This is a genomic window from Sphingomonas degradans, from assembly GCF_053502645.1.
The window spans coordinates 2,579,927-2,604,960 of sequence record NZ_CP177172.1; the positions used below are offsets into that span (position 1 = coordinate 2,579,927).

26 protein-coding genes are annotated in these 25,034 nt (G+C 69.0%); 12 read left to right on the forward strand and 14 right to left on the reverse strand.

Annotation, left to right across the window (positions count from 1 at the left end):
* Nucleotides 1-77: 77 nt before the first annotated feature.
* From ACG3SL_RS11665 to phnX, 3 genes are read left to right on the forward strand one after another with little or no spacing between them, the layout of a single operon-like run.
* Complete coding sequence (locus ACG3SL_RS11665) at nucleotides 78-1,364, forward strand: DUF5690 family protein (RefSeq protein ID WP_448661299.1); 1,287 nt, start codon at nucleotides 78-80, stop codon at nucleotides 1,362-1,364.
* Nucleotides 1,351-2,466 carry a TIGR03364 family FAD-dependent oxidoreductase gene (locus ACG3SL_RS11670; protein WP_448661300.1) on the forward strand — a complete coding sequence of 372 codons (1,116 nt, stop codon included), beginning with the start codon at nucleotides 1,351-1,353 and terminating at the stop codon, nucleotides 2,464-2,466. Before ACG3SL_RS11665 ends, ACG3SL_RS11670 begins: the two co-directional genes overlap by 14 nt.
* Nucleotides 2,463-3,269, forward strand: a complete 807-nt coding sequence (phnX, locus tag ACG3SL_RS11675) for a phosphonoacetaldehyde hydrolase (protein ID WP_448661302.1) — start codon at nucleotides 2,463-2,465, stop codon at nucleotides 3,267-3,269. Before ACG3SL_RS11670 ends, phnX begins: the two co-directional genes overlap by 4 nt.
* Nucleotides 3,270-3,329: 60 nt before the next feature.
* Here the strand turns inward: phnX and ACG3SL_RS11680 are convergent, their stop codons facing one another.
* The 4 genes from ACG3SL_RS11680 to ACG3SL_RS11695 all read right to left on the reverse strand — a co-directional run bounded on the left by ACG3SL_RS11680 (nucleotide 3,330) and on the right by ACG3SL_RS11695 (nucleotide 8,292).
* Nucleotides 3,330-5,837 carry an ABC transporter permease gene (locus ACG3SL_RS11680; protein WP_448661304.1) on the reverse strand — a complete coding sequence of 836 codons (2,508 nt, stop codon included), beginning with the start codon at nucleotides 5,835-5,837 and terminating at the stop codon, nucleotides 3,330-3,332.
* Between the two features lie 184 nt (nucleotides 5,838-6,021).
* Nucleotides 6,022-6,702: an ABC transporter ATP-binding protein gene (locus tag ACG3SL_RS11685; protein WP_448661305.1), complete on the reverse strand. Its 681-nt coding sequence runs from the start codon at nucleotides 6,700-6,702 to the stop codon at nucleotides 6,022-6,024.
* Nucleotides 6,703-6,722: 20 nt separating this feature from the next.
* Complete coding sequence (locus ACG3SL_RS11690; RefSeq protein ID WP_448661306.1) at nucleotides 6,723-8,030, reverse strand: efflux RND transporter periplasmic adaptor subunit; 1,308 nt, start codon at nucleotides 8,028-8,030, stop codon at nucleotides 6,723-6,725.
* A gap of 64 nt (nucleotides 8,031-8,094) precedes the next feature.
* Entirely contained in the window at nucleotides 8,095-8,292 is a 198-nt protein-coding gene (locus ACG3SL_RS11695) for a hypothetical protein (protein ID WP_448661307.1), read from the reverse strand.
* A 116-nt stretch (nucleotides 8,293-8,408) separates the two neighbouring features.
* On the opposite strand from ACG3SL_RS11695, the gene ACG3SL_RS11700 reads away from it, so the two are divergent.
* Both ACG3SL_RS11700 and ACG3SL_RS11705 read left to right on the forward strand, forming a co-directional pair.
* Nucleotides 8,409-9,809 (forward strand): sigma-54-dependent transcriptional regulator, encoded by a 1,401-nt coding sequence (locus ACG3SL_RS11700; RefSeq protein ID WP_448661308.1) that lies wholly within the window; start codon nucleotides 8,409-8,411, stop codon nucleotides 9,807-9,809.
* Nucleotides 9,799-11,127: a sensor histidine kinase gene (locus ACG3SL_RS11705; protein ID WP_448661309.1), complete on the forward strand. Its 1,329-nt coding sequence runs from the start codon at nucleotides 9,799-9,801 to the stop codon at nucleotides 11,125-11,127. Before ACG3SL_RS11700 ends, ACG3SL_RS11705 begins: the two co-directional genes overlap by 11 nt.
* Here the strand turns inward: ACG3SL_RS11705 and ACG3SL_RS11710 are convergent.
* Genes ACG3SL_RS11710 through ACG3SL_RS11720 form a run of 3 tightly spaced genes read right to left on the reverse strand, consistent with a single transcriptional unit; the run spans nucleotide 11,124 to nucleotide 13,587 of the window.
* Nucleotides 11,124-12,005: a general secretion pathway protein GspK gene (locus tag ACG3SL_RS11710; RefSeq protein ID WP_448661310.1), complete on the reverse strand. Its 882-nt coding sequence runs from the start codon at nucleotides 12,003-12,005 to the stop codon at nucleotides 11,124-11,126. The genes ACG3SL_RS11705 and ACG3SL_RS11710 overlap by 4 nt on opposite strands.
* Nucleotides 12,002-12,547: a type II secretion system protein GspJ gene (locus ACG3SL_RS11715; RefSeq protein WP_448661311.1), complete on the reverse strand. Its 546-nt coding sequence runs from the start codon at nucleotides 12,545-12,547 to the stop codon at nucleotides 12,002-12,004. Before ACG3SL_RS11715 ends, ACG3SL_RS11710 begins: the two co-directional genes overlap by 4 nt.
* Nucleotides 12,544-13,587 carry an ABC transporter substrate-binding protein gene (locus ACG3SL_RS11720; protein WP_448661312.1) on the reverse strand — a complete coding sequence of 348 codons (1,044 nt, stop codon included), beginning with the start codon at nucleotides 13,585-13,587 and terminating at the stop codon, nucleotides 12,544-12,546. Before ACG3SL_RS11720 ends, ACG3SL_RS11715 begins: the two co-directional genes overlap by 4 nt.
* Before the next feature lie 95 nt (nucleotides 13,588-13,682).
* Between ACG3SL_RS11720 and gspN the strand changes: the two genes are divergently transcribed.
* Nucleotides 13,683-14,318 (forward strand): type II secretion system protein N, encoded by a 636-nt coding sequence (gene gspN, locus ACG3SL_RS11725; RefSeq protein WP_448661313.1) that lies wholly within the window; start codon nucleotides 13,683-13,685, stop codon nucleotides 14,316-14,318.
* Nucleotides 14,319-14,422: 104 nt separating this feature from the next.
* Nucleotides 14,423-14,743, forward strand: coding sequence for a hypothetical protein (locus ACG3SL_RS11730; RefSeq protein WP_448661314.1), 321 nt, complete (start codon nucleotides 14,423-14,425; stop codon nucleotides 14,741-14,743).
* A gap of 42 nt (nucleotides 14,744-14,785) precedes the next feature.
* Here the strand turns inward: ACG3SL_RS11730 and ACG3SL_RS11735 are convergent.
* From ACG3SL_RS11735 to gspL, 7 genes are all read right to left on the reverse strand, one after another.
* A protein-coding gene (locus ACG3SL_RS11735) for an IS630 family transposase (RefSeq protein WP_448661315.1) occupies nucleotides 14,786-15,749 on the reverse strand; the annotation gives its coding sequence in 2 pieces (ribosomal slippage) (nucleotides 14,786-15,397 and nucleotides 15,399-15,749; 963 coding nt in all).
* An 86-nt stretch (nucleotides 15,750-15,835) separates the two neighbouring features.
* The gene (locus tag ACG3SL_RS11740; protein WP_448661317.1) at nucleotides 15,836-17,062 is read right to left on the reverse strand and encodes a type II secretion system F family protein; all 1,227 of its coding nucleotides are present in this window, start codon (nucleotides 17,060-17,062) and stop codon (nucleotides 15,836-15,838) included.
* Nucleotides 17,063-17,080: 18 nt separating this feature from the next.
* Complete coding sequence (locus tag ACG3SL_RS11745; protein ID WP_448661318.1) at nucleotides 17,081-17,413, reverse strand: hypothetical protein; 333 nt, start codon at nucleotides 17,411-17,413, stop codon at nucleotides 17,081-17,083.
* Nucleotides 17,406-17,714, reverse strand: coding sequence for a phage tail protein (locus ACG3SL_RS11750; protein ID WP_448661320.1), 309 nt, complete (start codon nucleotides 17,712-17,714; stop codon nucleotides 17,406-17,408). Before ACG3SL_RS11750 ends, ACG3SL_RS11745 begins: the two co-directional genes overlap by 8 nt.
* A 2-nt stretch (nucleotides 17,715-17,716) precedes the next feature.
* Complete coding sequence (gene gspE, locus ACG3SL_RS11755) at nucleotides 17,717-19,198, reverse strand: type II secretion system ATPase GspE (RefSeq protein ID WP_448661321.1); 1,482 nt, start codon at nucleotides 19,196-19,198, stop codon at nucleotides 17,717-17,719.
* A complete protein-coding gene (gspM, locus tag ACG3SL_RS11760) occupies nucleotides 19,195-19,692 on the reverse strand; it encodes a type II secretion system protein GspM (RefSeq protein ID WP_448661322.1) in 498 nt (165 codons plus the stop codon). The genes gspE and gspM overlap by 4 nt, the downstream gene beginning before the upstream one ends.
* A complete protein-coding gene (gspL, locus tag ACG3SL_RS11765; protein ID WP_448661323.1) occupies nucleotides 19,689-20,798 on the reverse strand; it encodes a type II secretion system protein GspL in 1,110 nt (369 codons plus the stop codon). The genes gspM and gspL overlap by 4 nt, the downstream gene beginning before the upstream one ends.
* Nucleotides 20,799-20,843: 45 nt before the next feature.
* Between gspL and gspG the strand changes: the two genes are divergently transcribed.
* Genes gspG through gspD form a run of 5 tightly spaced genes read left to right on the forward strand, consistent with a single transcriptional unit; the run spans nucleotide 20,844 to nucleotide 25,033 of the window.
* Nucleotides 20,844-21,314: a type II secretion system major pseudopilin GspG gene (gene gspG, locus ACG3SL_RS11770; RefSeq protein ID WP_448661324.1), complete on the forward strand. Its 471-nt coding sequence runs from the start codon at nucleotides 20,844-20,846 to the stop codon at nucleotides 21,312-21,314.
* 5 nt (nucleotides 21,315-21,319) lie between these two features.
* A complete protein-coding gene (locus tag ACG3SL_RS11775) occupies nucleotides 21,320-21,802 on the forward strand; it encodes a prepilin-type N-terminal cleavage/methylation domain-containing protein (RefSeq protein WP_448661325.1) in 483 nt (160 codons plus the stop codon).
* The gene (gene gspI / locus ACG3SL_RS11780; protein ID WP_448661326.1) at nucleotides 21,799-22,167 is read left to right on the forward strand and encodes a type II secretion system minor pseudopilin GspI; all 369 of its coding nucleotides are present in this window, start codon (nucleotides 21,799-21,801) and stop codon (nucleotides 22,165-22,167) included. Before ACG3SL_RS11775 ends, gspI begins: the two co-directional genes overlap by 4 nt.
* The gene (locus ACG3SL_RS11785) at nucleotides 22,164-22,967 is read left to right on the forward strand and encodes a type II secretion system protein N (RefSeq protein WP_448661327.1); all 804 of its coding nucleotides are present in this window, start codon (nucleotides 22,164-22,166) and stop codon (nucleotides 22,965-22,967) included. Before gspI ends, ACG3SL_RS11785 begins: the two co-directional genes overlap by 4 nt.
* 11 nt (nucleotides 22,968-22,978) lie before the next feature.
* Complete coding sequence (gene gspD, locus ACG3SL_RS11790; RefSeq protein WP_448661328.1) at nucleotides 22,979-25,033, forward strand: type II secretion system secretin GspD; 2,055 nt, start codon at nucleotides 22,979-22,981, stop codon at nucleotides 25,031-25,033.
* The last annotated feature ends 1 nt before the right edge of the window (nucleotide 25,034 follow it).

Below are 25,034 nucleotides of genomic sequence, written 5' to 3' on the forward strand. Positions count from 1 at the left end.
AGCGATCTTACCGGGCATCGTCACAAAAGCTTCGCGCGGCGGGGCCACACCGCTCCGCCACCTAGCGAGACTCCGACATGCAAGCATCCCCGCCGCCGCGCTCCGCCGCCCACACTCTGACGCTGTTGCTGGGTGGCCTTGCGGCGTTCGGCGCCTATTTCGCGATGTACGCGTTCCGCAAGCCGTTTGCGGCCGCCAGCTATGCCGACATCGCCGGCTGGCATTTCGCGATCGATTACAAGACCGCGCTGCTGATCGCCCAGGTGCTGGGCTATGCGCTGTCGAAGATGATCGGCGTGCGCGTGGTCGCCGAATTCGGGCGACGCGGGCGCGCCGCGCTGATCCTGGGGCTGATCGGCACGTCCTGGGTAGCGCTGGTGCTGTTCGCGCTGATCCCGGCGCCATGGAACGTCGCCTGCCTGTTCCTCAACGGCCTGCCGCTCGGCATGATCTGGGGGCTGGTGTTCAGCTATGTCGAGGGGCGACGCGCTTCCGAACTGCTGGGCGCGATGCTGTGCGCCAGCTTCATCCTGTCGTCGGGCGTGGTGAAGTCGGTGGCGACGCTGCTGCTCCACGGCGGTGTGCCGGAAATGTGGATGCCGGCGGCGACCGGGCTGGTGTTCGCGCCGGTGCTGGTGCTGTCGCTGTGGCTGTTGGAGCGGATGCCCCCGCCCGATGCCCAGGACGAGGCGGAACGCACCGTCCGCGTCCCGATGCTGCGCGCCGACCGGCTGGCGTTCCTGCGCGCGCACGGGCTGCCGATGCTGATGCTGGTGCTAGGCTATGTCCTGCTGACGGCGCTGCGGGACTTGCGCGATAACTTTGCCGCCGAGCTTTGGAGCGCAATGGGCTTTGGCGGCGCCGCGTCGGTATTCTCGGCGAGCGAGCTACCGGTCGCGATCATCGCATTGGGCGGGCTGGCGGCGCTGATGCTGGTGCGCGACAATCTGCGCGCGCTGCTGGCGATGCATGCGCTGATCCTGCTGGGCGCCGCGATGCTGGGGCTGTCGACGCTGGCGTTCCAGGCGGGGCTGCTCGCGCCGCTGCCCTGGATGATCCTGACCGGCGCCGGGCTGTACCTGGCCTATACGCCGTTCAACGCGATGCTGTTCGACCGGATGATCGCCGCGATCGGGACCGCCGGGAACGCGGGGTTCCTGATCTATATCGCCGATTCCTCGGGCTATGCGGGCAGCGTCGCGCTGTTGCTGTACCGCAGCCTGGCGGCACCGCAGATACAATGGCTGCCCTTCTTCATCCAATGTGCCTATGCGACCGCGCTGGCGGTCGCCGTTCTGACCACCTTGTCCGCGCTCAGTTTCATGGGACTCAAGATGCCGGGAAAACGCCATGCCGCAGCATGACCTGATCGTCGTCGGCGCCGGCATCGTCGGGCTGGCCCATGCGCTGGCCGCAGCACGCCGGGGCAAGCGGGTGCTGGTGCTCGATCGCGATGCCCAGGCCAATGGCGCGTCGATCCGCAATTTCGGCTTCGTCACCGTCACCGGACAGGCACGCGGAAAGGTGTGGGACCTTGCCCGGCGCAGTGCGACGATCTGGGCCGAGGTTGCCGCCGCCGCCGGCATTGCGATCGAGCAACGCGGCCTGCTGCTCGTGGCGCAGCGCCCCGAGGCGGAGGACGTGCTCCACGCCTTTCTCGCGACCGAAATGGGCGCGGACTGCGCGCTCCTGACCGCAGGCGGCGTGCGTGCGCATTGGCCGATGGTGCGGGGTGCCCGCGCCGCGCTGCACAGCCCGCACGACCTGCGCGTCGATTCGCCGCTGGCGATCCCCCGGCTCGCGCGCTGGCTGCACGATGTGCATGGCGTCGAATTCCTCTACGGCGCCGCCGTCCACGCAGTAGAGACCGGCTGGGTCCGTTCCAGCCGCGGCGTGCATCAGGCCGGCGCGGTGATCGTCTGTCCCGGCGACGATTCGGCGACGCTGTTCCCGGACATCTATGCCGAAGAAGGCATCATGCGGTGCAAGCTCCAGATGCTGCGCCTCGCCGCGCCTGCGTGGCGGGCGGCGTCGCCGATCATGGCCGATCTCAGCATGGCGCGCTATCTCGGCTATGCCGACCTGCCCGAGGCGGCGCCGCTCCACGCCCGCCTTCAGGACGAAGCGGAGGAGGAGCTGGCGCACGGCATCCACCTGATCGCCGTCCAGGGCGCCGATGGGTCGCTGGTCGTCGGCGACAGCCATGACTATGCGCCGACCCCCGATCCCTTCGCATCGGACGCCGTCGATGCGCTGATCCTCAATGCCTATGAAGACGTGCTGGGCATCGCCCCGCCGGTGCTGGAACGCTGGACCGGCACCTATGCCTCCGCCGCCGGGCACAGCATCGTCCGCCAGCCCGCGCCGGGCGTGAAGCTGGTGGTCGTCACCAGCGGCACCGGCGCCTCGACTGCCTTTGCCCTTGCCGAGGACGTCGTCACCGATCTGATGGGAAGCCGACCATGACACCCCGCCTGAACGCCGTGATCCTCGACTGGGCGGGGACGATGATCGACTTCGGCAGCCGCGCGCCGGTGGTGGCGCTGTGCACGCTGTTCGAACGCGCGGGCGTGCCGATCGGCGAGGACGAGGCGCGCGCCGACATGGGCGTGGCCAAGCGCGACCATATCCGCGCGCTGCTGGCCCAGCCGCGCATCGCCGCCGCCTGGACCGAACGCCATGGCGCCGCGCCGACCGAAGCCGATGGCGACGAGCTGTTCGCCGACACCGCGCCGCTGATGCGCGAGGCTGCGCGCGATTGCGCCACGCTGATTCCGGGCGCCGCCGACGTGGCGCAATGGCTGCGCGCGGGCGGGGTGCTGCTCGGCTCGTGCACCGGCTATACGCGCGAGATGATGGCGGACATCCTGCCGCGCGCCGCGGAGCAGGGCTATCGCCCCGATTGCCTGGTGTGCGCGGGCGACACCCCGGCGGGGCGCCCCTCCCCGCTGATGCTGTGGCAGAATCTGGTGACGCTGGGCGTCTGGCCCGCCGCCGCGTGCGTGAAGGTGGACGACGCCGCCGTCGGCATTGCCGAGGGATTGGCGGCGGGCGCCTGGACCGTGGGGGTCGCCGCCAGCGGCAATGGCGTCGGGCTGTCGCTCGCGGCGCTGGACGCCCTTGCCCCCAAGGATCGCGCGGATCGGATCGCAGCCTCGGCACAGGCGCTGCGCGACGCGGGCGCGCATGTGGTGATCGACACCATCGCCGATCTGCCCGCCGCGCTGCGCCAGCTCCCGCTCGACATCGGCTTCCTGCCACAGCACTGAACGCGAAACGGGCGAGGGGTTGCCCCCTCGCCCGCACCGGCCATCCCTGAACTGACGCGCCTACTCGTAGCGCAGGGCATGGACCGGATTGGTGCGCGCGACGCGAAACGCCTGCCCGCCGATGGTGAGGACCGCGATGACCAGCGCGAGCACGCCCGCCGCGACGAACGGCAGCGGCCCCAGCGGCATCCGCGCATCGAACTGATTGAGCCATTCGCGCATCACCCACCATGCGATGGGCCATGCGATCACATTGGCGATCACCACGGGCCGCGCGAATTGCCACACGAGCAGTTGCACGACGTCACGGGTGCGTGCGCCCAGCACCTTGCGCACGCCGATCTCCTTCGTACGCCGCTCGGCCGTGAACGATGCCAGCCCGAACAGGCCCATGCACCCGATCAGCACGGCCAGGATCGCGAACATCCCGAACATCTGCGCCCGCGCGTCCATGCGCCTGTAATTGCGTTCCAGGATCGCATCCGCGAACTCGCCGTTGAACGCGACATCGGGCGCAAAGCTGCGCCACACGCGCTCGATGCCGGCCCGCACCGCAGCGGGATCGCCCTTGAAGCGCGCCACCAGCCAATGCGCGCTGTTGCCGTTCCAATAGAACAGGATCGGCTCGACCGGGCTCTTGACGCCCCGGAAGCGCGCATTCTCGACGACGCCGATGATCGTGAGCAGCATCGAACCACCATATTTTTCGTCGATACCGTAGCGCAGGGTCTTGCCGATCGCTTCTTGCGGGCTGGCGAATCCAAAGCGTTTCACCCCGGCCTCGTTGATGACGACGTTCGATCCGCGTAGTGCCACGGCCTTCTCCGCGACCGGGTCTTCGGGAAAGGGCGTGGTCATGTCATCGGCGGGCCGGCCCCGCTCGAACACCCGGCCCACGATCGGGCGGATACCCATCGCCGGGAAATAGCCCGGATCGGCGGCATAGATGCCGATATCGGTAGGCGCGGTCCGCCCCGAAACCGTGACCTGTGTGGTCGATGTGTTGCCGGTATTGACCGCGATTCCGGTACGACCTGCCACCTGGACGCCCGGTATCGCCTCAACCTGGCGGATCACGGCTTCCTGGCGGCCATTGAACGCCTCCGAACTGACGCCGCTGACCTGGATCAGCCCTTCGCGGTCGAAGCCGGGATTGAGTGCGCGGGCGTACAGCGTCTGGCCATAGACCACGGCGGTACAGATCATCAGCCCGATCGAGACCGCGAACTGGATCACCACCAGCCCGCTGCGCAGCCGCCCGGACCCTTCCGCCTCGGATGCCGACTTATTGGCCTTCAGCACGCGCGCGGGCTCGAAGCGGGACAGGTACAGCGCGGGATAGATGCCGCCCGCAGCCCCCACCAGCAGCACCAGCGCGACGACCGGGATCAACATCCCGTCCCGCCCGAAATAATGCAGGTCGAGATCGGCGTCGAGGAAGCGCGAGAACCACGGCAGCGCGATCTCGGTCAGCGCCAGCGCAACGAGCATCGAAATCGCGGCGAGCAGGATGGACTCGCCAAGGAACTGGACGACCAGCTGGCGCCGCGTGGCGCCCAGCACCTTGCGCAGCGCGACTTCGCGGGCGCGCTGGCTGGCACGCGCCGTCGCCAGGTTGGTGAAGTTCATGCACGCCATGCCGAGGATCAGCAGCGCCACGACCGCGAAGGTAGCGATCGAGGTGGAGTCGTTGCCGGTCGTCATGCTTCCCCGCTGCGCCTTGCCCAGATGCACGTCGCGCACATTGACCAGCCCATAGTCGCGCTCGTCACCGATGTTGGTGCGGTGGCCATCATCGACATCATCGGGAATGTTGCGCTTTTCCCATGCCGCCAGCTGGCTGTTGATCGCCGCGACGTCGGTGCCCGGGCGCAACTTCACATACACCCAGCCGCCGGTCCAACCCCAGTTGGTCAGGAACTGGGTATTATGCCCCTGCTGGTACAGGCTCGGGAAATCGGCACGGACCAGCGTGTCGATCGCGAAATGCGAGTTCTTCGGCAGATCCTGGAGCACGCCGGTGATGCGATAGTCCGCCTTAACCCCCATGGTGAGGACCGTGAGCGTACGCCCGACGATGTCGGTGGTGCCGAACAGCTTGGTCGCCTGGGTTTCGTTGAGCACGACGGTGCCGGGACGGACCAGCGCCTGTGCGTCGCCGCGCACCAGCGGCAGCGGCAGCGTGTCGAAGAACGGGCTGTCGACCAGCGCGGCATCATCGGTGGTGTACGCGCGCCCGTCCTTCAGCACGGTCACCCGCGCTCCGCCACCGAAATAGGTGGCATGCTCGATTTGCGGGAAGTCCTTGAGCAACGCCGCCTTGGCCGCATAGACCGACCCCTGGTTCTCGAAGTGATCCGAGGTCGTCTTGCTCTTGTAATAGGCCTGGAACTGGTAAATCCGGTCGCTGTCGGGCAGCCATTCGTCATAGCTGCGCTCGTATCGGACATAGAGCAGGATCAGCAGGCACGCCGCCAGCCCGATCGACAGCCCCAATATGTTGATGCCCGCATAGACCTTGTTCTTCGACAAGGCGCGGAAGCCGACGGTCACGTAATTGCGCCACATGGCATTTCCCCCGATTGTGCGATTGCGTTCAGAGCCTGTTTGGAAATGCGCAGTTGCGCATTTCGCGGTGCCGGCCCGCTCCCCCACCCGGCCACCCAGCGACAGCATCCTATGGGTGGCCGGGTGGGGGAGCGGGCCGGCACCGCCTTGAAATTCGCTCTTTCGCGAATTTCCAAACGGTCTCTCAGGCGGCGCGGCGGCGCTCTTGCAGCACCCGCCCGTCCAGCATGTTGACGATGCGCCCCGCGTAATCGGCGTGCGCGGGCGAGTGGGTGACCATCACGATGGTCGATCCCTCGCCGTTCAGCGCCTGGAGCATCCGCATCACTTCCTCGCCATGGTGGGTGTCGAGGTTGCCGGTGGGTTCGTCGGCCAGGATCAGCTTGGGCTCGGCCACCAGCGCGCGCGCCACGGCGACGCGCTGTTGCTGGCCGCCCGACAGCTGGCTCGGGCGATGCTTCGCGCGGTGGGCGATGCCGACCCGGTCCATCACGGCGTCCACCCGCGCGCGCCGCTCGGCGGCGGGGACTTTGTGATACAGCAGCGCCAGTTCGATATTGTCCCGCACGCTGAGTTCATCGACCAGGTTGAAGCTCTGGAAGATGAAGCCGATATTCTCCTTACGGACGTCCGCCAGCCGGGCCTCGGTCAGCCCGGCGACTTCCTGCCCGTTGAACACATAGCTGCCGCTCGACGGGCTATCGAGCATCCCGATCATGTTGAGCAGCGTGGATTTGCCGCAGCCCGACGGCCCCATAATCGCCACGAATTCGCCCGCGGCAATATCCAGGTCGATGGCGTCCAGCGCCGTGGTCTGCACCGTATCGGTGCGATAGACCTTCGAGAGTTCGCGCATCTTCAGCATGGAAATCCCCTTCTCGTGTGTCATTTGGTCAGGTCCAGGCGCGTCTTGTCGGTGAAGCCGGTATAGGGAGAGGTCAGCACCTTCTCGCCAACATCCAGCCCCTCCAGAACTTCGACGAAATCGGTGTTGCGGCGGCCCAGCCGCACCGGGCGCTTCACGGCCGAACGTCCGTCGGGCGTGACCACGAAGATCCAGCTGCCGCCGGTATCGTTGTAGAAGGCACCGTTGGGCACCAGCAGCGCGGGCGTCGCGTCGCCGAGCGTAAGGCGCAGTTGCAGCGTCTGGCCGCGCTGGAGGCTGGCGGGCTCTTCGCCCAGGAACTGCAGGTCCATCTGGAACTGGCCGTTCTGCACCTGCGGATAGATTTTGGTGACGCGCGCGGCGTAAAGTTTGCCGCCGACGTCGAGCTGCGCCTTTTGCTGCAACTGGACGCGCCCCAGATAGAATTCGTCCACGCCGGCGATCAGCTTGTTCCGGCCCGGACTGTCGATCTGCCCCACCCGCTCGCCGCGCTGGAGCGACTGGCCGACCTGCACCGAAAAGCCCGAAAGCTGCCCCGCGACCGGCGCGCGCAGTTGCAGCGCGTCGAGGTTGGCGCGGGCGATGGCGAGGCCCGACTGCATCGATTGCGCCGCCGCCTGCTGCTGCGACAGCTGGCTGCCCTGAAGCCGGGCGTCGGTCGCCTGGCTGCGCTGGAGCGCGGCATAATTGCGCTGGCGATAGGCATAGTCGTCGCCGGTGTCCGAAAACTGCCGCGCCGTGACGAACCCGCGCGCGGCGAGCGGCTTTTCGCGCTCATACTGCCGCTTGGCCTTTTGCAGCGCGAGCCCGGCCTCGAGCAGCGCGCGCTCGTTCGACAGCCGCGTCTGCGCCAGCGCCAGCTCCTGGCTGCGCATGTTGTTGATCTGCTGTTCCACTTCGGTCTGGCGAGCGAGCGTGGAAAGCTGGAGTTCGGCATTGGAGAGCTGGGCGATCGGCTGGCCGGCGGCGACGGTGGCGCCGTCCTCGACCAGCATCTTCTCCACCCGTCCGCCCTCGACTGCGTCGATATAGACCGTGAGCAGCGGCGTGACGCGCGCGCGCAGCGGGATGAAATCGTCGAACGTGCCGCGCGTGACGGTGGAGATGGTGACCCGGTCGGCGCCCACGGTCTGGCTCGACCCCGTCGGCGCAAACCACCAGAACAGCGCGGCAGCAAGCAGCACGGCCGCCATGGCCAGCGCGGCCTTCACGCGCACCGGCACCCGGCGCACTTCGACCACCTGGTCCATCGCCCCGCCGCTTGTAGGAAGCGCCCCCGCCTCTTTCTGCATCCGTATCACAGCCATGCCCCCCAACTTAGCAACCGGCGTGCCAATCCGCGCCCAAGGGCGCAGCGCGGCAACGCCATCGTCAAACCCCAGCGCAACTGTCCGATTGCGAACACCTGTGTCCGAAATCGAACGCGATGCGCACCGACGCGAAGCCGATCCGGACCAGCGCGTGCACGCCCGCCCGATCGATGCGCAGGTCGATCGTCGGGCGCGGCGCCGCGAGCGCGAGGAGCGCCACCACCAGCAACAGCATTCCGGGCTTGATCGAACGGCGCACTTCGCTTCCTCCTGCCGTCCAGAAGAGCACGCACCGTGCCAAATCGTCCGCGATGGACGGATGGCACGCAAATTGATTGTCCGTATCCGTACAGCCGCTGTACGGGAGGGGAGCCAATGGGGACCGCGCCGGAATTCGACTTTTGCGTCGTGATCGACGACGACGACGACATCCTCATGGCGTCGCGCCTGTTGCTGCGCCGATTGTTCAAGGATGTGGCGATCGCCAACACGCCCGACCAGGCGATGCCGCTGATGGCAGCGCGCACGCCCGACGTGGTCCTGCTCGACGCCAATTTCGCGCGCGGCGCGACCAATGCGGCCGAGGGGCTGGCATGGCTCGACAAGCTGCTCGCGCTCGATCCCGACATGGTCGTGGTGATGATTACCGCCCATGCCGGGGTTCAGGTCGCGGTGGCGGCGATGAAGCGCGGGGCGACCGATTTCGTGTCCAAGCCCTGGTCGAACGACAAGCTGCTGGCGACGGTGCGCACCGCCGCATCGCTGCACCGTTCGCGCCTGACCGCCGGCGGTGCACCCGCCCCCGCGCCCGCCGCCGGAAGCTCGCCGCTGCTGGGCGCATCGCCGGCGATGGCGCGGGTCCATTCGCTGATCGCGCGCGCGGGCCCCACCGACGCCAATGTGCTGGTGCTGGGCGAGAACGGCACCGGCAAGGAACTGGTCGCCCGCGAACTCCACCGCCAGTCGCTGCGCGCAAATCAGGTGATGCTCACCGTCGATCTGGGCGCGGTTTCCGAGGACCTGATCGATTCGGAGCTGTTCGGCCATGTGAAGGGTGCCTTCACCGATGCCCGCACCGACCGGATCGGCCGCATCCAGGCCGCCGATGGGGGCACCTTGTTCCTCGACGAGATCGGCAACCTGCCGCTGCGGCTGCAACCCAAATTGCTGACGGTGCTGGAACAGCGCCAGGTCACCCCGGTCGGCGCCAACAAGCCGGTGCCGGTGAACATCCGCGTCGTGGCCGCCACCAACCTGCCGCCCGAGAAGCTGCGCGACGAGGCGCATTTCCGCCAGGACTTGCTCTTCCGGCTCAACACGGTCGAGATCGACCTGCCCCCCTTGCGCGACCGGCGCGAGGACGTGCCGATGCTGATCGACCATTATCTCGACCATTATGCCCGCCGCTATGGCCGCCCGCTGCCGGTATTGAGCCCCGCCGCGCGCCATGCGTTGCTGACCCATGACTGGCCCGGTAATGTCCGCGCGCTGCGCCACGCGCTGGAGCGCGCCGTGATCCTGGCGCGCGAGGTGCCGCTGGAGCCGGAGGATTTTGCGCTGATATCGGCACCCCCGCGCATCGCCGCCGTGCCCCCCGCCGCCGCCGTGCCCCCCGCCGCCGCCGCCCCGCTCGACGATCTCAACCTGGAGCGCGTCGAACGCCGACTGGTAGAGGAGGCGCTGAAGAAGCACGGGTACAACATCTCGCTCGCCGCTGCTGAGCTGGGCCTGTCGCGCGCCGCGCTGTATCGCCGCATGGAAAAACATGGGCTTTGACCAGCGCTTCGCCGCCGCGCTGATCGGCTGGGTCGCGGCACTGGCGCTTGCGATCGGTGCGACGGTGGCCGCCGTCGCAATGCCGGGGCTTGGTGCCGCAAGGATCGTCGCGCTGTGCCTGGTGGCCGGCGCACTCACCGGACTGTGGCGACACGTCACCCGCACCAACCGCACCATGGCGCAGTTCATCGACGCGCTTCGGTTTGGCGACACCAGCCTCGCGTTCGACGAGACCGGCGGCGCGGGCTTTGGCGGGCTCGGCGGCGCGATCAACAATGCGCTGGTGCGGCTGCGCACCGAACAGGAAAAGGCGGCGGGCGAGCTGCGCTATCTCGATGCGCTGATCGACGACATGCCGGTCGCGCTCATCACCGTGGACGAAGCGGGCCAGGTCGCGCTGACCAATCGCGCCGCGCGCAGGCTGTTTCCCGGAACGCAGGGCGCGCGCAGCGAGGACTTCGCGCCGTATGGCGCCACCTTTGCCCGGCGGCTGGCACAGGGCGGCGCGAGCGAGGAACTGCTGCTCCTCAACCTCGGCGGGCGCAGCCAGCGCGCGCTGGTGCGATCGGCGACGCTCGACCGGCTCGGGCGCCGGGTGCGGGCAATCAGCGTGCAACCGATCCAGGGCACGCTCGACGCGGCGGAAATGGCGGCGCAGACCGATCTGGTCCGCGTCCTGACGCACGAAATCCTCAATTCGCTCACCCCCGTCACGTCGCTGGCCGACACCGCCGCCGATCTGCTGGCGGAGCGCGACTTGCCGCCCGATCCCCGGATCGGCGATGCGCGCGCCGCGGTGGAGACGCTGGCCCGGCGCGCGCGCGGGCTGGGGCATTTCATCGATGCCTATCGCGCGGTCGCCAAGACGCCCGAGATCCGCCGCCAGACCTTTGCGGCACGCCCCTGGGCCGCCGAGCTGGCGCGGCTGTTCGCAGCCGACACGCCCGCGATACCGCTACAGATCGAGATCGCGCCCGACGCGCTGGCGCTGGACGCCGACCCGGACCTGCTGGCGCAGGTGCTCATCAACCTGCTCCACAACGCCGCGCAGGCGATGACCGATCAGCCGCACGCGCCCCGGCTGGCGCTGCGCATCTTTGCCGATCGCGGTGCCGCGACGGTGATCGAAGTCGAGGACAACGGGCCCGGCGTTCCAGAGGCGCTGCGCCAGGACATCTTCCTCCCCTTCTTCACGACGCGCCCGACCGGCACGGGCGTGGGCCTGAACCTCGCGCGGCAGATCGTGGTCGCGCATGGCGGCACCATCGACGTCCGCGACGGTGCCGTGGGCGGCGCGCTGTTCCGTATCGTGCTTTAGGACCGCGCGGGCGGGAAAGACGGCGCCCCCGGCGGCACCGCCGCCCCGCGCCAGCGCTCGACCGGCACCACCTCGACCGCGCCCTGCGGCGTCCGCCGGCGCTGGATCAGCGTCGCCGCCTGCTGGCTCGTCTCGCCGATCGTGGCGCGGGTGCGGACCCAGAAGGTGTTCGAGCGGAACGTCGTGCCCCAGGGCAGGGTCACATTCTGGTCGTTGAGGTCCTTGAGCGTCAGATAGCCCTGCCGGTCGCGCACCGCCACCAGCCGCGACGCGACCAGCGGATCGCGGAACAACAGCGCCAGCATCTCTGCGTCCGCCGCATTCAGGTTGAGCGCCGTCGTTCCGGGCAACGCGGTGACCAGCCGTTCGAGCCGGTCGGCCTTGGCCGGCTCCAGCCCCAGCAGCCGCAACGGCCGCAGATCGGTGACTGGCCCCTTCAGCCGGACATATTCGACCGCCGCGACGATCTGTTCCGGGGTCAAGCCCACCGTGTTGCCGATCGTCTGGAACAGCACCAGCGACGCGGCATCCCCCACACGCACCGAATTGATGTTGAAGCGCCCCTCGGCGTCCGCAATCGCCAGGTCGAACGTGCCGCCGTCGATCCGCGCGCCGTTTTCGGACAGCTTTGCCCAGGGTTCGCCGCGATGATCGACATCGCCCGCCGTCTCGGCATCGCGGCGCAGCGCCACCAGCGCCGACAATTCGCCGCCGCGCACCACCGCCAGCGCCCGCGCCGCCTCGCGCGTGCGCAGCGCCCGGTCGAGCGCCAGCTCCTCACGGTTGATCATCAACAGCACCAGCCCGCTCGCAATCGCGACGAACATCAGCACGTTGATGAGGATCATGCCGCTCTCATCCTCGCGCGGCGCGGTCATGATGCCGGCTCCTGCGGGCGCGCCGGCAGCGCGATCACGCGGCGCAGCACCCCCGGCGTGCCGCCCGGCCCCGCGACCTGCATCTCCAGCGCGATCGCGCGCGGCCAGCGGTCCTTGCCCTCGTCGTTCACCGGCCAGCGATCCACCCATGCCCCGTCCCAGAAGCGCCAGCGCGCCCCCGCGACTCCGCGCAGCACCGGTTGCGGCGCCGTGCCCACGCCGCGCACCAGCGTGCCGCCGGCCACCGCATAGCGCAGCGGCACCGCCGCCCCGCCCATGCCGGGCGCCGCGCGGGTGAAGCTCAGCGTGGTGCCCCCACCCTCGATCCGCCCGCCCGCGATCTGGTCCAGGTCGCTCGAAACCACGAACATCGTGCGCTGCAGGTCGGCCAGCCGGTCGAGCCGCTGTTCGGTGCGGCCCTGCACCTTGATGATCCCCTCGACCAGCGCGAGCCCCGCCACGGCGATCAGCGCGAACAGCCCCATCGAGATCATCAGCTCGATCAGCGTGAAGCCGGCCTCGCCCTCGGGCCGGGGTTTCACGAGCCCGAGCTCACCGCCACGGGTTCGTAGCCTTGCGGGTGCGCGACCAGCACGGCGAAATCGCGCGCGACCGATCCGTCGGTGCGGAACCGCACCGGCCCGGTGACGCAGCGAAACCCCTTGCTGTCGAGCAGTCCCGCCGGGTTGAGCATGTCGGCGGAGCGCAGCGCGTTGGCAATTCCCGCCGCGTCATAGGCAAGCGCCGCGATCGTCCCCGGCGCGCCGCCGTTGCGAGCGCTGAACTCCGCCGCAAAGGTGCCGAACGCGACCGGATCGGGGCTGGCGATCCACGCGCCGTCCAGCGCCTCCAGCGCTTCGGGTCGATGATCGAGGCCCTGGAGCGTGCCCAGCAGCTGCACGCCGGTCGCCTTCAGGTTGCGCGCCGCCGCCAGCACTGCCTCGCCGCTGCCAGGCAGCAGCACCGCGTCGGGCGCTTCGCCCGGATCGGGCATGGGCTGGCCCGCGCGCACTTCCAGCACGCGCACGCGAATGCCCAGCTCGCCCTCAGCCTGTCCCGCCGCCACTGCCGCCGCCGCGCTCCATGGCGAGCCATCGTCGATCATCACCACCGATCGCACCCCGCGCGACCGGGCATAGCGCAGGATCGCCCCGGTCACCTGCCCCGCCGTGATGCCGAAGATATAGGTGCCCGGCGCCCGCAGCACCGAATCGTTGCTGAACGCAATCACCGGCACACGCCCCGCGATCGTGCTCGACACCGCCGGTACTTCCTCGGCCGACAAGGGCCCCAGGATCAGCGCGGGCTTGATCTTCAGCGCATTTGCCGCAGCCGTCGCGGCGCCGGGCGCCGTGCCTGCGGTGTCGAAAACCCGCACATATTCCTTGTTTTCCGCGAGCAACGCCGCCTGCTGCATGCTATGGCCCAGCCGCGCTCGCGGCCCCGTGAGCGGCACCAGCAGCGCGATCGGACGCTTGTCCTTCTTCGCCGCTGCGGCAAGCGCGAATGAGGGAAGTCCGACCGATGCCGCCGATGCGACCAGGCCAGATTGCAGCAACCGCAACAGGGACCGCCGGTTCATTGCCGATTCCAGATGCCGGAGGGGATTTTGGGGGTGTGGCACGCCGGCGTATTATCGTCTTCGCAGGGCTAGGCATAGGGGCCTATCTGCTTGCGATGCTGGTAATGATGCCCGCCAGCGTCGTGTTGAAGAACCGGCCCTGGCGCACCGGCGTCGCGGGCACGATCTGGAACGGCGAAGTGGGTGTTGCCGGGGGCAGCAAGCTGCAATGGCAGATGGCACCGCTGCGCTCGCTGCTGTCGCTGGGCTATGCGGCGGATTGGAAAGCGAGCGGGCCCAACACCGATCTGGGCGGCCAGTTGCTGGTGCATCCGGGCGGCCGCGTGGTGCTGGACAAGGTCAGCGGCGCGGCCGACGGCACGCTGATTTCCGCGCTCCAGCCTAGCCTGCCCTTCACCTGCGACCTGACGATGCAGGTCCAGATGGACCGCGTCGCGGTGGGCGGCGGATCGGGGCAGATGCTCAGCGGGAAGGCGGCGACCGATCCGGGAAGCTGCCGCGCCAAGACCGGCGGGGCCGCCACATCGGTCCCCGCGCTGATCCTCACCGCCGAGCATATCGGCGACAAGACCACCCTCCACCTCGCCCCCGCCACGCAGCGGCGCAAGCTGCTGGTGGACGCGACGCTGGGCGAAGACGGCACGCTGGACCTGGGCGTGACACCCGATGGCGCCGCGACGCTGCCGTTCCTCGGGATCCCGGGAGGCAGCCGGATTCAGGGGCAGATGTAGGGATTTGGATTGCGGGCTGGCGCATTCCACCACAGACTGTCGCCGTGAAAATTGCGCGGCAGCAGGACTATATGCGCTGGAGACCTGATCCTTGGCCCCTCGGCTTGTTCCGTGCTTGGCGGATCAAATCAGGCTTCGACGCGCGGGCGGGTTGGCCGCTGGACTGGCGGCGGGCTGGTTCTGCGGAATGGCCCACCGGCCACGCGCTTGGCCGAGACCATGAGTGGGCGCGACGAACCGGCACCGGCTTCGTCGCCGAATTCGACGATGAGACGCTGTTTCTGATCGACCGCGATTGGTTTGGATGGCCCGACCCACCGCAATGGAGCCTCGCCTCCCATGATCGGGCACGTGACAAATGGCAGTTGTGGGGAAGCTTCGACGACGTGCCTTCTGCGTGGAAACTCCCGCACCCGCTTTATTGAGATGCGCACGCCCTGACTGCGATGCGGCCCCCTAGAGCAATTTCACATTGACCGTTGATATCCAGCGGCCTGGAAGAAGTTGGCACATTCGCAGGGCGGGAAGCGATCAAGGAGTTCGCCGATGCGCTCGACAAGAGCATCGACGGTTCGGGCTGGCTGCTGGCGCAGGAGTGCCTTGAGCTTGGCGAAGGCCATCTCGATCGGGTTCATGTCGGGGCTGTAGGGAGGCAGGTAGAAGAGCTGGGCGCGCCGGGCGGTGATCGCCTCGCGGATGCCGGCCACCTTGTGGGCGGGCAGATTGTCGAGCACCACGACATCGCCGCGCCGGAGCGTGGGGGCCAGGACGTCGCGGACATAGACCCGGAAGGCATCGCCATCCATCGGCCCATCGAGCACCCAGGGCGCGGTCATGCCGGTCAGGCGCAGGCCGGCGATGAACGTCATCGTCTTCCAGTGTCCGAACGGCACGCGATCGCGGCAGCGCTCGCCGACCGGCGCCCAGCCATAGAGCCGCGCCATCTTGGTGTTCACCCCTGTCTCGTCGAGGAAGACGAGGCTTTCAGGGTCGATGAACGGCTGGGCTGCCCGCCACAGCGTGCGCCGCGCCGCCACGTCCGGCCGCTCCTGCTCGGCTGCGTGCAGGGCTTTTTTTAAACGACAGGCCGAGCCGCCGCACCCCATTCCACATCGCGCCGGTGCTGAGCCCGATTCCGTGTTCGGCCAACAGCCAGGCTTGTGCCTGCGGCAGCGTGATCCCTGGTTGCGAGCGGATGTGCGCCGCCAGCGCCAGTTCCTGCGCCGGGGAGAGCTTGCGCGGCGGGCGGCCGCGGTTCGGGTTGATCCCGGCATCACCGGTCAGCCGCCGTCGAATCCGCGCCTTGTAGATATAGGCAATACTGACCTTGAAGATTACTGCTGCCGCGCGGACCGGCATCCCGCTGTCCACCGCCGCCAGCACCCGATCACGCAAATCCTGCGAGTAACTCTGCCCAGGTCGCCAACCCATCGCCGCCTCCTTCGTGACGGCTGCCTATGAATCACACGATCAGCGAAAAGGGAATCCCCCGTGATTCCACCCGTCGTGAACCCGCTCTAAATCGTCACCAGGTTGTTCAGATTGATGATCGGCAGCAGGATCGCCAGCACCATCATCAGCACCAGCCCGCCCATCACCAGCAGCACCAGCGGCTCGACCAGCGCGACCAGCGTGGCGACCAGCGCGTCGAGTTCGCGCTCCAGTTCGGTCGCGGCACGCCCCAGCGCGGGGGCCAGCCGTCCGCTGCTTTCACCCGACGCGACGATCGCGACCAGCATCGTCGGGAACACCCCCGCTTCCTGCATCGCCGCGCGCAGCGAAATCCCCTCGCGGACGCGCTGCGCCACGCCCACCGCCTTTTCGCGGACCCAGCGATTGGGGGTCACCGCCGCCGCCGCGTGGAGCGCGTCGACCAGCGGTACTGCGCTGCCCACCAGCGTCGCCAAGCTGCCGGCAAAGCGCGCCGCGCTCAGCTGGCGACTGAAGCGGCGGAACGGGCGGCGCTCGCTGAACATCCGGTCCATCCGCAGCCGGTTGGCGGGCACCCGCGCCCAGCGTCCCCACAGCACCACCGCCGCGGCGACGCCCAGGATCAGGTACAGCCCGAAATGCTGGAGGAACCAGCTCACGCCGATCAGGATGCGCGTCAACAGCGGCAGATCGGCCCCGCGCGACACGAAAACGCGCACGATGTCTGGCACGACATAGACCATCAGCAGCGCCATCATCCCGAACGAAACCACCGCCAGCAGCGCGGGATAGAGCAGCGCGAGTTGCAGCTTCTGTCCGTTCGCCTGCCGGTTCTCGACGAATTCGGCCAGGCGGTTGAGCACGTTGGGGAGCGTGCCCGACGCCTCGCCGGCGGACACCGACGCGCGGTAGAATTCGGGAAACGCCTTGGGATGCGCGGCCAGCGCGGCGGCAAAGCTGCGCCCATCCAGGATCGCGCCGCGCACGTCGAGCAGCAGCGAACTGACCTTGGGCTGTTCGGATTGCGTCGCGACCAGCCGCAGCGATTCCTCGATCGCGATGTCCGATCCCACCAGCGTCGCGATCTGGCGCGTGATCGTCGCCAGTGCTTTGGCAGAAATCCCCGCCCCGCGCAGGCTGGGCAGCCGGACCCCGCCCAGCATCGCACCGCGCTCCCCCGCCGGCTCGACCGACAGCGGCAACAGCGCCTGTTCACGGAGCAGCGCGCGGGCGGCGGCGGGGCTTGAAGCCTCGATCACGCCGCGCTTCGATGCGCCAGCGCGATCCGCCGCGCGATAGGCATAGGCCGGCATCAGCGAAGGCCCGTGGGCTTAAAGCGCGACATCGAGCACCCGTGTCTTCCTGCCATCCACGTCCGGGGCATAGGTCAGCCGCGTCCCCTCGATGCCCAGCAGTCGCATGTAGCGCCGCGACCGGCTGACCACCCGCGCCGTCCCCGCTTCGGGCTCCAGATACGCCAGCGCATAACGCTGCCCCAGCCAGCCGCCGCGCTTGATCGGGATCAGATACCCGTCGCCATGCGCCAGCGGCGAAGGATCAAACCGCCCCCGGATCGCGCGCCCGTCCCATTGCACACTGCACACCAGCGTCTTGCCGGGACCAACACGCGTGCAGTCGAAAAAGGAAAGCGCTGCTTCAACCACGGGGGGCCGGCCATACGCGGGCGCCGCCGCGGTACCGGATCAGGTAGGTCAGGCGTGGCCCACCGCCTGCCGCACCGAGGGGGGCGACGTCCCGATAATCGGGCAACGTGAAATATCCTTCCGGATCGCCCGGCTGCCCCCCGATGACCGCATATAAAAGCGGGTACTCGGCCATGCTCAGGCTTCGCCCGTCGCACGGCACCCACCCCTGCGACATAACCGAGGCTTCGCCAGCCGGCGACGTCACATCGCCTGCAAAGGCGATCACGCCGCCCACCAGCACTTCGCAAGGCTGCTGCATCCTTATACCCCCTCTTCGCGCACCACCCGCGCGACTTCTTCCACCGTGGTTACGCCTTGGCGCACCTTGTCGATGCCGTCGTCGAGCAGGCTGGGGTTGTCCAATCGGGCATGCGCCTCCAGCTCGGCTTCCGAGGCGCCGTCGTGGATCAGCTTCTGGAACCGGTCGTCCACCGCGACCACTTCGTACAGCCCGGCGCGCCCGCGATAGCCCTCGCCATGGCACTCGTCGCATCCCACTGCGCGCCACAGCGGCTCGCCCGGCGCGATCGCCCCGCCCAGCAGCAGCGAATCGGCCTCGGTCGCGGTATCGGCCTGTCGGCAGCTGGGGCACAGCCTGCGCACCAGCCGCTGCGCGCACAGCCCGACCACCATCGGCGCCAGCAGGTATCGCTCGACTCCCATGTCGATCAGCCGCGTCACCGATCCCACCGCGCTGTTGGTGTGCAGCGTCGAAAGCACGAAATGCCCCGTCATCGACGATCGCACCGCGACCTGCGCCGTTTCCTGATCGCGGATTTCGCCGACCATGATGACATCAGGGTCCTGCCGCAGGATCGCGCGCAGCCCGCGGGCAAAGGTCAGGTCGGTGCGCGTGTTCACCTGGGTCTGGCCGATGCCGGGCAGCTCATATTCGATGGGGTCTTCCACCGTCATGATGTTGCGCTTGCGGTCGTTGAGCCGGTTGAGCCCCGCATAGAGCGTCGTCGTCTTGCCCGAACCCGTCGGCCCGGTGACCAGCAGCATCCCGTGCGGCCGTTCGAGCAGCCGCGTGAACACCGTACGGTCGCGCTCGCTCATCCCCAGCACTTCCATGTCGAGGCGCAGCGATCCCTTTTCCAGCAGGCGCAGCACCACGCGCTCACCATGCTGGGTCGGGATGGTGGAGACGCGCGCATCCACGTCATGCCCGCCGATACGCAGCGTCACGCGCCCATCCTGCGGGATCCGGCGCTCGGCAATGTCGAGCTTCGCCATCACCTTGATACGGCTGACCAGCAGCGGCGCCAGCGCGCGCGGCGGCTCGATCATGTCGCGCAGCACGCCATCGACGCGGAAGCGCACGACGAGCCGCTTTTCCTGCGTCTCGATATGCACATCGGACGCGCCTTCCTTGATCGCCTCCAGCAGCAGCGCGTTGATCAGGCGGATCACGGGGGCGTCGTCGCGCGTGTCGAGCAGATCGTCGACGCTCGCGGCGCTGTCGGCCAGCGCGGCCAGGTCCATCCCGCCCAGGTCGATATCGGCGGCGGCGCCCGCCCCGCTATAGGCCTGGCCCAGCGCCACGTCGAAAACATCGTCGGCCACCGCGACGAAGCGCGCGCCGGGCGCCAGTCGCTGTACTTCCAGCAACCCGTCCAGCCCCGCCCCGGCGCGGTGCACGCATTCGGTGAAGCCGTCGGGCCCCGGCCGCAGCAGCACGCCGTGCCGCCGCGCGAAGCTGTAGGGCAAGGCCGCGACCTCGACGATAAGCGTATCGGTCATGCACCCAGATCCACGCTGGCGGAAACGCGCCCGGCGGCGGGGCGGCGGACGATCGACAGACGCCGCACACGCAGGTCGCTCGTCCCCGCCAGATCGGCCAGCCACGCCAGTACCGAATCATAGGTCGCGTCGGCGACCGTGACGCGCGCGCCACCCGCGATCGGCTCCGCCGTCACTGCCAGACCGAATGCCGCAGCCGCATCGTTGGCGACCTTTTCCGGCGCGCCGACCCGCCGGGGCGCCTTTGCCGTGGTCAGCGTGCCTGCCGCGCGGATGCGCGCGCTCAGCATTTCATAGGTGCGGATGTCGGCCAGTGCCTGCGCGCGCGCCGCCTGGAGCGGCTTCACTACGCCGAACACAACGACGACCAGCGCGGCGAGGGCGCCCAGCACGCCGATCAGCATGCGCTCGCGCGGGGCACGCGCTTCCCACCAGCTGTCGAAGCGGAGCAGCGCGGCGTCGAGCGTCGGCATCTGGGAACGGATGAAGTTCATGCGGTCCTCGCCGTGATACGGATGCTGCCGTCGGTCCCGCGCGTGACGCTGCCCCCCACCCGCGCGCCGCGCAGCGCGGCGTCGATGCGGGCCGACAGACCGGGGTCGGTGCCGGGGTCAAGGTCCATCGTCAGCGTATCCGCCTGATAGGCGATACTGCGCACCGCCACCGATCCCGCCAGCGGCGCCAGCGCGCCGGAAATGCGGCTGAGCAGTGGCACGAAGCGTTCGGGCGGGCCTGCGCGTCCCTGCGGCAGCATGTCGGTGACGCTCGCGGCCAGATCCTCGCCCAGACTGGCGCCCGGCGCGGCCATCGCCGCCAGCGCGCGGGTATCGTCCTCGCGCGAATCGGCGATCCGGCGCAGCATCAGCGTATCCGCGCCGGCGATCAGCGCATGCGCGGCGACCCCGATGGCCACGATCCACACCAGCCGGCGCGCGATATTCGGCAGCGACGCGCGGCGGCGGACATAGACGCCCTGCCGCAAATCCAGCGCAGGCGCCGCGAGACGTGCCGACAGCGCTCCGGGCGAAACCGCCGCCGCAGCCCCCATCTCGACGGGCAAGGGCGCGCCATAGGCCTGCACGGCGGGCCGCCCCGCCGCCTCCCATGCGGGCACCAGCAGCGCGGCGGGCACGGCAAATCCGGCGCCGTCGCCGGTGCGCACCAGCGCGCGGTCCCCCGCCAGATCGACCGCCCACGCCCCCGCTCCGGGAATCGGCAGCGCCAGCGCATCGGGCACGATAGCGGCATGGCCCAGCCCCGCCGCCTCGGCCAGCGCGACCCACTCGGCCATCACGGCATCCGCCACCACGCCCACCAGATAGCGTTTCGGCGCGACTTCGCCGCCCAGCGCGAGGTGGAGCGACTCGAGCGGCTCCGCCACCAGATCCTCGACCGCAAAGGGCAATGCTTCCAGCCGCTTGGCCCGATTCGGCAGCGGCAGGTCGATGGCAAGCAGGCGCACCTGCTCGGTCGGGACCAGAATAGTTGCGACTCCGCCCGGCTCGGCTATGCTCAGCCGTCCGCCCGCCAGCGTCCATACACCTGCGGCGTGCGGTTCGCCCGCGTCTGGCGCGCCGATGGCGCTGGGAGTGGTTGTCACATTAGCTTCATGGGCAGGACGCATGGGGTGGGGATGCGCATAGAATTGAAACAGTTTAGTGACATCGCACCGCAGGACGCCACAAGCAAGCGCCGCGCGGTGCCCGAATCCGAAGCCGGGCTGACGCTGGTGGAGATGATCGTGGTGCTCGCGATCATCGCACTGGTCGCCGCATTGATCGTGCCCAACGTCATCGGCCGCCCCGATCAGGCGCGCGTGACCACCGCGACGACCGACCTTGCGACGATCGCCAGCCAGCTCACCACCTATCGCCTCGACAATGGCGCATACCCCACGACGGAACAGGGGCTGAAGGCGCTGGTGGAAAAAACCACCGTGCCGCCGCTGCCGGTCACTTTCCCCGATGGCGGCTATTTGTCGACGATGCCGCAGGACCCCTGGGGCAAGCCCTATGTCTATGAATCGAACGGCGCGACCTATTTGATCAAATCGCTGGGCCGCGATGGCAAGCCCGGCGGCGAGGGAGTGGACGCGGACATCGAGCGGAAGCGCTGATCGCGGTGCGGGGGGCCATCATCCTTGACGACGGCGCATCCGGCGAGGCCGGGATGACGCTGGTCGAGATGCTGGTGGTCCTCGCCATCATCGCGGTGATGGCCGGCGCGGTATCGCTCGGCATCGGCAGCGTGACGCGCGCCCCCAATGTCGAGACCGAGGCGCGGCGCCTCGCCACCCGGCTCCAGGCGGCGGCGGATGACGCGATGCTGGGCGACCGGCTGATCGCATTCACGGTGGAAAAGCACGGCTATGGCTTCGCCACCATCGCCCCGGACGGCACGATGATCGCGCGCAGGGACGACGCGCTGGGCTTTCACAAGCTGCCCAGCGGGATGGTCGTCACGCTGACCGTGAAGCCGCCCGTGATCCTGGGCGTCGATGGATCGGGCCGGCCGATGGCGGCGACGATCGAGAGCGGCGGCCAGCGCTGGATGGTCTCCTATGACGGCCTCACCGCAACGGCCGTCCAGGCGCCTGCGGCATGATCGCGCCCCGCCCCGCCCATGACGACGGCTTTTCGCTGATCGAGGCGCTGGTCGCCCTTGCCGTGCTCGCCATCGCCACGGTGGGGCTGATGCGCACGGTCGAGGCGCATATCGATTCGACGCGCGCGGTCGAACGCCGGACCACCGCGATGTGGGTCGCCGAAAACCGCCTCGCCGAGCTGGAGGCCCGCGCGCCCGCCGCTGCTGAGACGGTGGAGATGCTGGGCCAGCAATGGCGCGTGAAGGTCGATCGCCGCGCCACCGACGACCCCGAGATCGAGCGCGTCCGGATCGACGTATTCCCGGCAAACGAAACCGCGCCCCTTGCATCGCTCGACGGCTTCGTGGACGGACGCAAAGGATGATCGCGCTCCCCTCTCCCACCCCGCGCCAGGCGCGCACGATGCTGGACCTGCTGACCGGTGCGGTCGTCGTCTCGGTCGCGGTTGCGCTGGCGGGGCTGACGTGGCGCCTCGCCGGCCATGCCGGCACCGGCGCGATCACCGTCCCCGCCAGCCGCACCGGCCCCGCCGCCGCGCCCGACATCGCGCCTGCGCTGGCCCTTGCGCCGTTCGGCAAACAGACCATGGGCGAGGCATCGCAGCCGACCAGCCTGCCGCTGGAGTTGAAGGGCGTGTTTGCCGCCGGCCCGACCGCAGCCTCCACTGCCTTCATTGCCGAAGGGGGCCAGCCGGCCAAGCCCTTCCATGTCGGCGATACCGTGGCGGGCGCGACCATCCAGTCGATCCTGCGCGATCGCGTCATCCTGTTGATTGGCGGGCGCAGCGAGTTCCTTGCCTTCCCCGATCCCACGCTTTCGCCCGAGCAGCGCCAGGCCGCGCAGCAGGCACAGCCCCAGCCGGCGCCGGGCACGGCCCCTGCCCCCGGCGCGCCGCCCCCGCCCGTCGGCGTGGCGCCCGCTGCGGCGACCGCCGCCGTCCTCCAGCGCTTCGACGCGGCGCCGGTCAACGGCGGCTATCGCATCGGCGAAAACGGCCCGCCGGGGATGGTCGCGGGCGACGTGATCCAGTCGGTCAACGGCACCCCCTTGAGCGATCCCGCCGCCGCCAACGCCGCCTTTGCCGGCGCGCAGCAAAGCGGCTCTGCCCAGATTCAGGTCCTGCGCGACGGCAAGCGGCTCACGCTTACCGTTCCGCTCCGTTAAAGAGAGCCCCCGTGCAAAAGATTCGCTTCACCCTTGCCGCCCTGGCTCTCGCCGGCACTGCGCTGGACGCGGTGGCCGCAACCGCCCAGACCGCGCCCGCCGGCGAAAGCGCCGATGTCGTCGTCAACATGCGCGGCGTCGAGATCGCCGATGTCGCGGACCAGATCTCGCGCATCACCGGCCGCACGCTGATCCTCGACCCCGCCGTGAAGGGCGTGGTGACCGTCACATCCGCGACGCCGCTGACTCCGTCGGGCGTGTGGGAACTGTTCCAGTCGGTGCTGCGCGCCAACGGCTTTTCCGCGGTGCGTTCGGGCCGGGCGTGGCGCGTGGTTCCCGCCGCCAATGCGGTGCGCGACGGCGGCGTGCCCAGCCGGGGCATCTCGGGGCAGGAACTCGTCACGCGGATGATCCGCCTGTCCAACGTCCCCGCCGCCGATGTCGCGCGCGTGGTGCGCCCGCTGGTCGCGACCTTCGGCAGCGTCGAGCCGCTGACCGCGCCCAACGCGATCGTCGTCACCGACTATGCCGACAATGTCCGCCGCGTCGAAGCCATTGCGCGCCAGCTGGACGGCGGCAGCGGCTCCACCTTCACCACGATCACGCTGCGCAACGGCAACGCGGCGGACGTCGCGCAGTCGCTGCAGGGCGTGCTGGGCGATGGCGGCGCGCGCGTCGCCTCCGACGGGCGCAGCAACACCGTGATCGTGCGCGGCACCCCGGCTTCGGTCGCAGAGGCGCGCAAGATTGCGCTGTCGCTCGATGCGCCCGGCGGAGCCACGCCGATCACGCGCATGTTCCGCCTGAACTATGCCGATGCGGAGACCGTCACCGACGTGCTGCGCGGCGTGCTGGGCCAGGGCGAAAGCGCGGACAATCCTGTAGCGCGCAGCCTGTCCGATACCAGCGCCTCCAATCCGTTCAGCCGTTCCAGCGCCGCCGGGCTCGGCGGGGTGGCGGGCGCCGGCGCGGCCAATGGCGCCGCGAGTGGCGGAACGACGGGCGGCACCGCGCCAATGTCGGCCCAGATGACCAACGGCAGCTCGGCCAAGCCCCAGGGCTTCCAGACCCCCGAGCTCACCGTCCAGCCCGCACCCGAGCTGAACGCCGTCGTCGTGCGCGGCACGCCCACTGCCATCGCCTCGATCGAACCGCTCATCACCGATCTCGACATCCGCCGCCCGCAGGTGCTGATCGAGGCCGCCATCGCCGAGATCGTCGGCGACGATGCCGAGGCGCTGGCGGTCCAGCTCGGCACCAGCGGCGCAGCGCTCAACAGCGTCGAAGGCGCGGCCACTTCATTCAACACCGCCGGTGCCTCGCTCGGCACGATCCTGACTGCGCTGGGGGTGAAGGCCGGCACGCTGCTCACGGGCGGGCTGACCGGAAACGTGGCGATCGGCGACAATTTCTCGATCCTGGTCCAGGCGCTGGGCACTTCCACCCGCGCCAACCTGCTCTCCACGCCGCAGATCACGACGCTCGACAATGTCGTGGGCGAGATCGTGGTGGGCCAGAACGTGCCGTTCGTCACCGGATCGATCCTGACCAATTCCAGCTCGGCGACTCCCTACACCACGATCGAGCGCAAGGATGTGGGCATCACCCTGCGCATCCTGCCGCGCGTCAATGCGGGCGACACGATCCGGCTCCAGGTCAACCAAGAAGCGTCCGCCATCGCTCCCGTCACCGTTTCCGGCGCGTCGGACCTCATCACCAATCGCCGCGCGATCAATACGACGGTGCTGGCCGACAATGGCGGTACCATCGTGCTCGGCGGCCTGATCAGCGACGATTATCAGGATACCCGCCAACAGGTGCCGATCCTGGGCGACATCCCGCTGGTCGGCGAATTGTTCAAGAGCCGCAAGGAAACCCACCAGAAGCGCACGCTGTTCATCTTCCTGAAGCCGACGATCCTGCGCACGCCGGAGGACGCGGCGGCGGCGGCCAAGGACAAATATGCCCGCCTGCGCTCGGACGAAATTCAGAACACCAAGCGCAGCAGCCTGCTCCTCGCCCCCCCGACCCCGCGCCTGACGGTGGAGATCAACGGGATTTACTGAG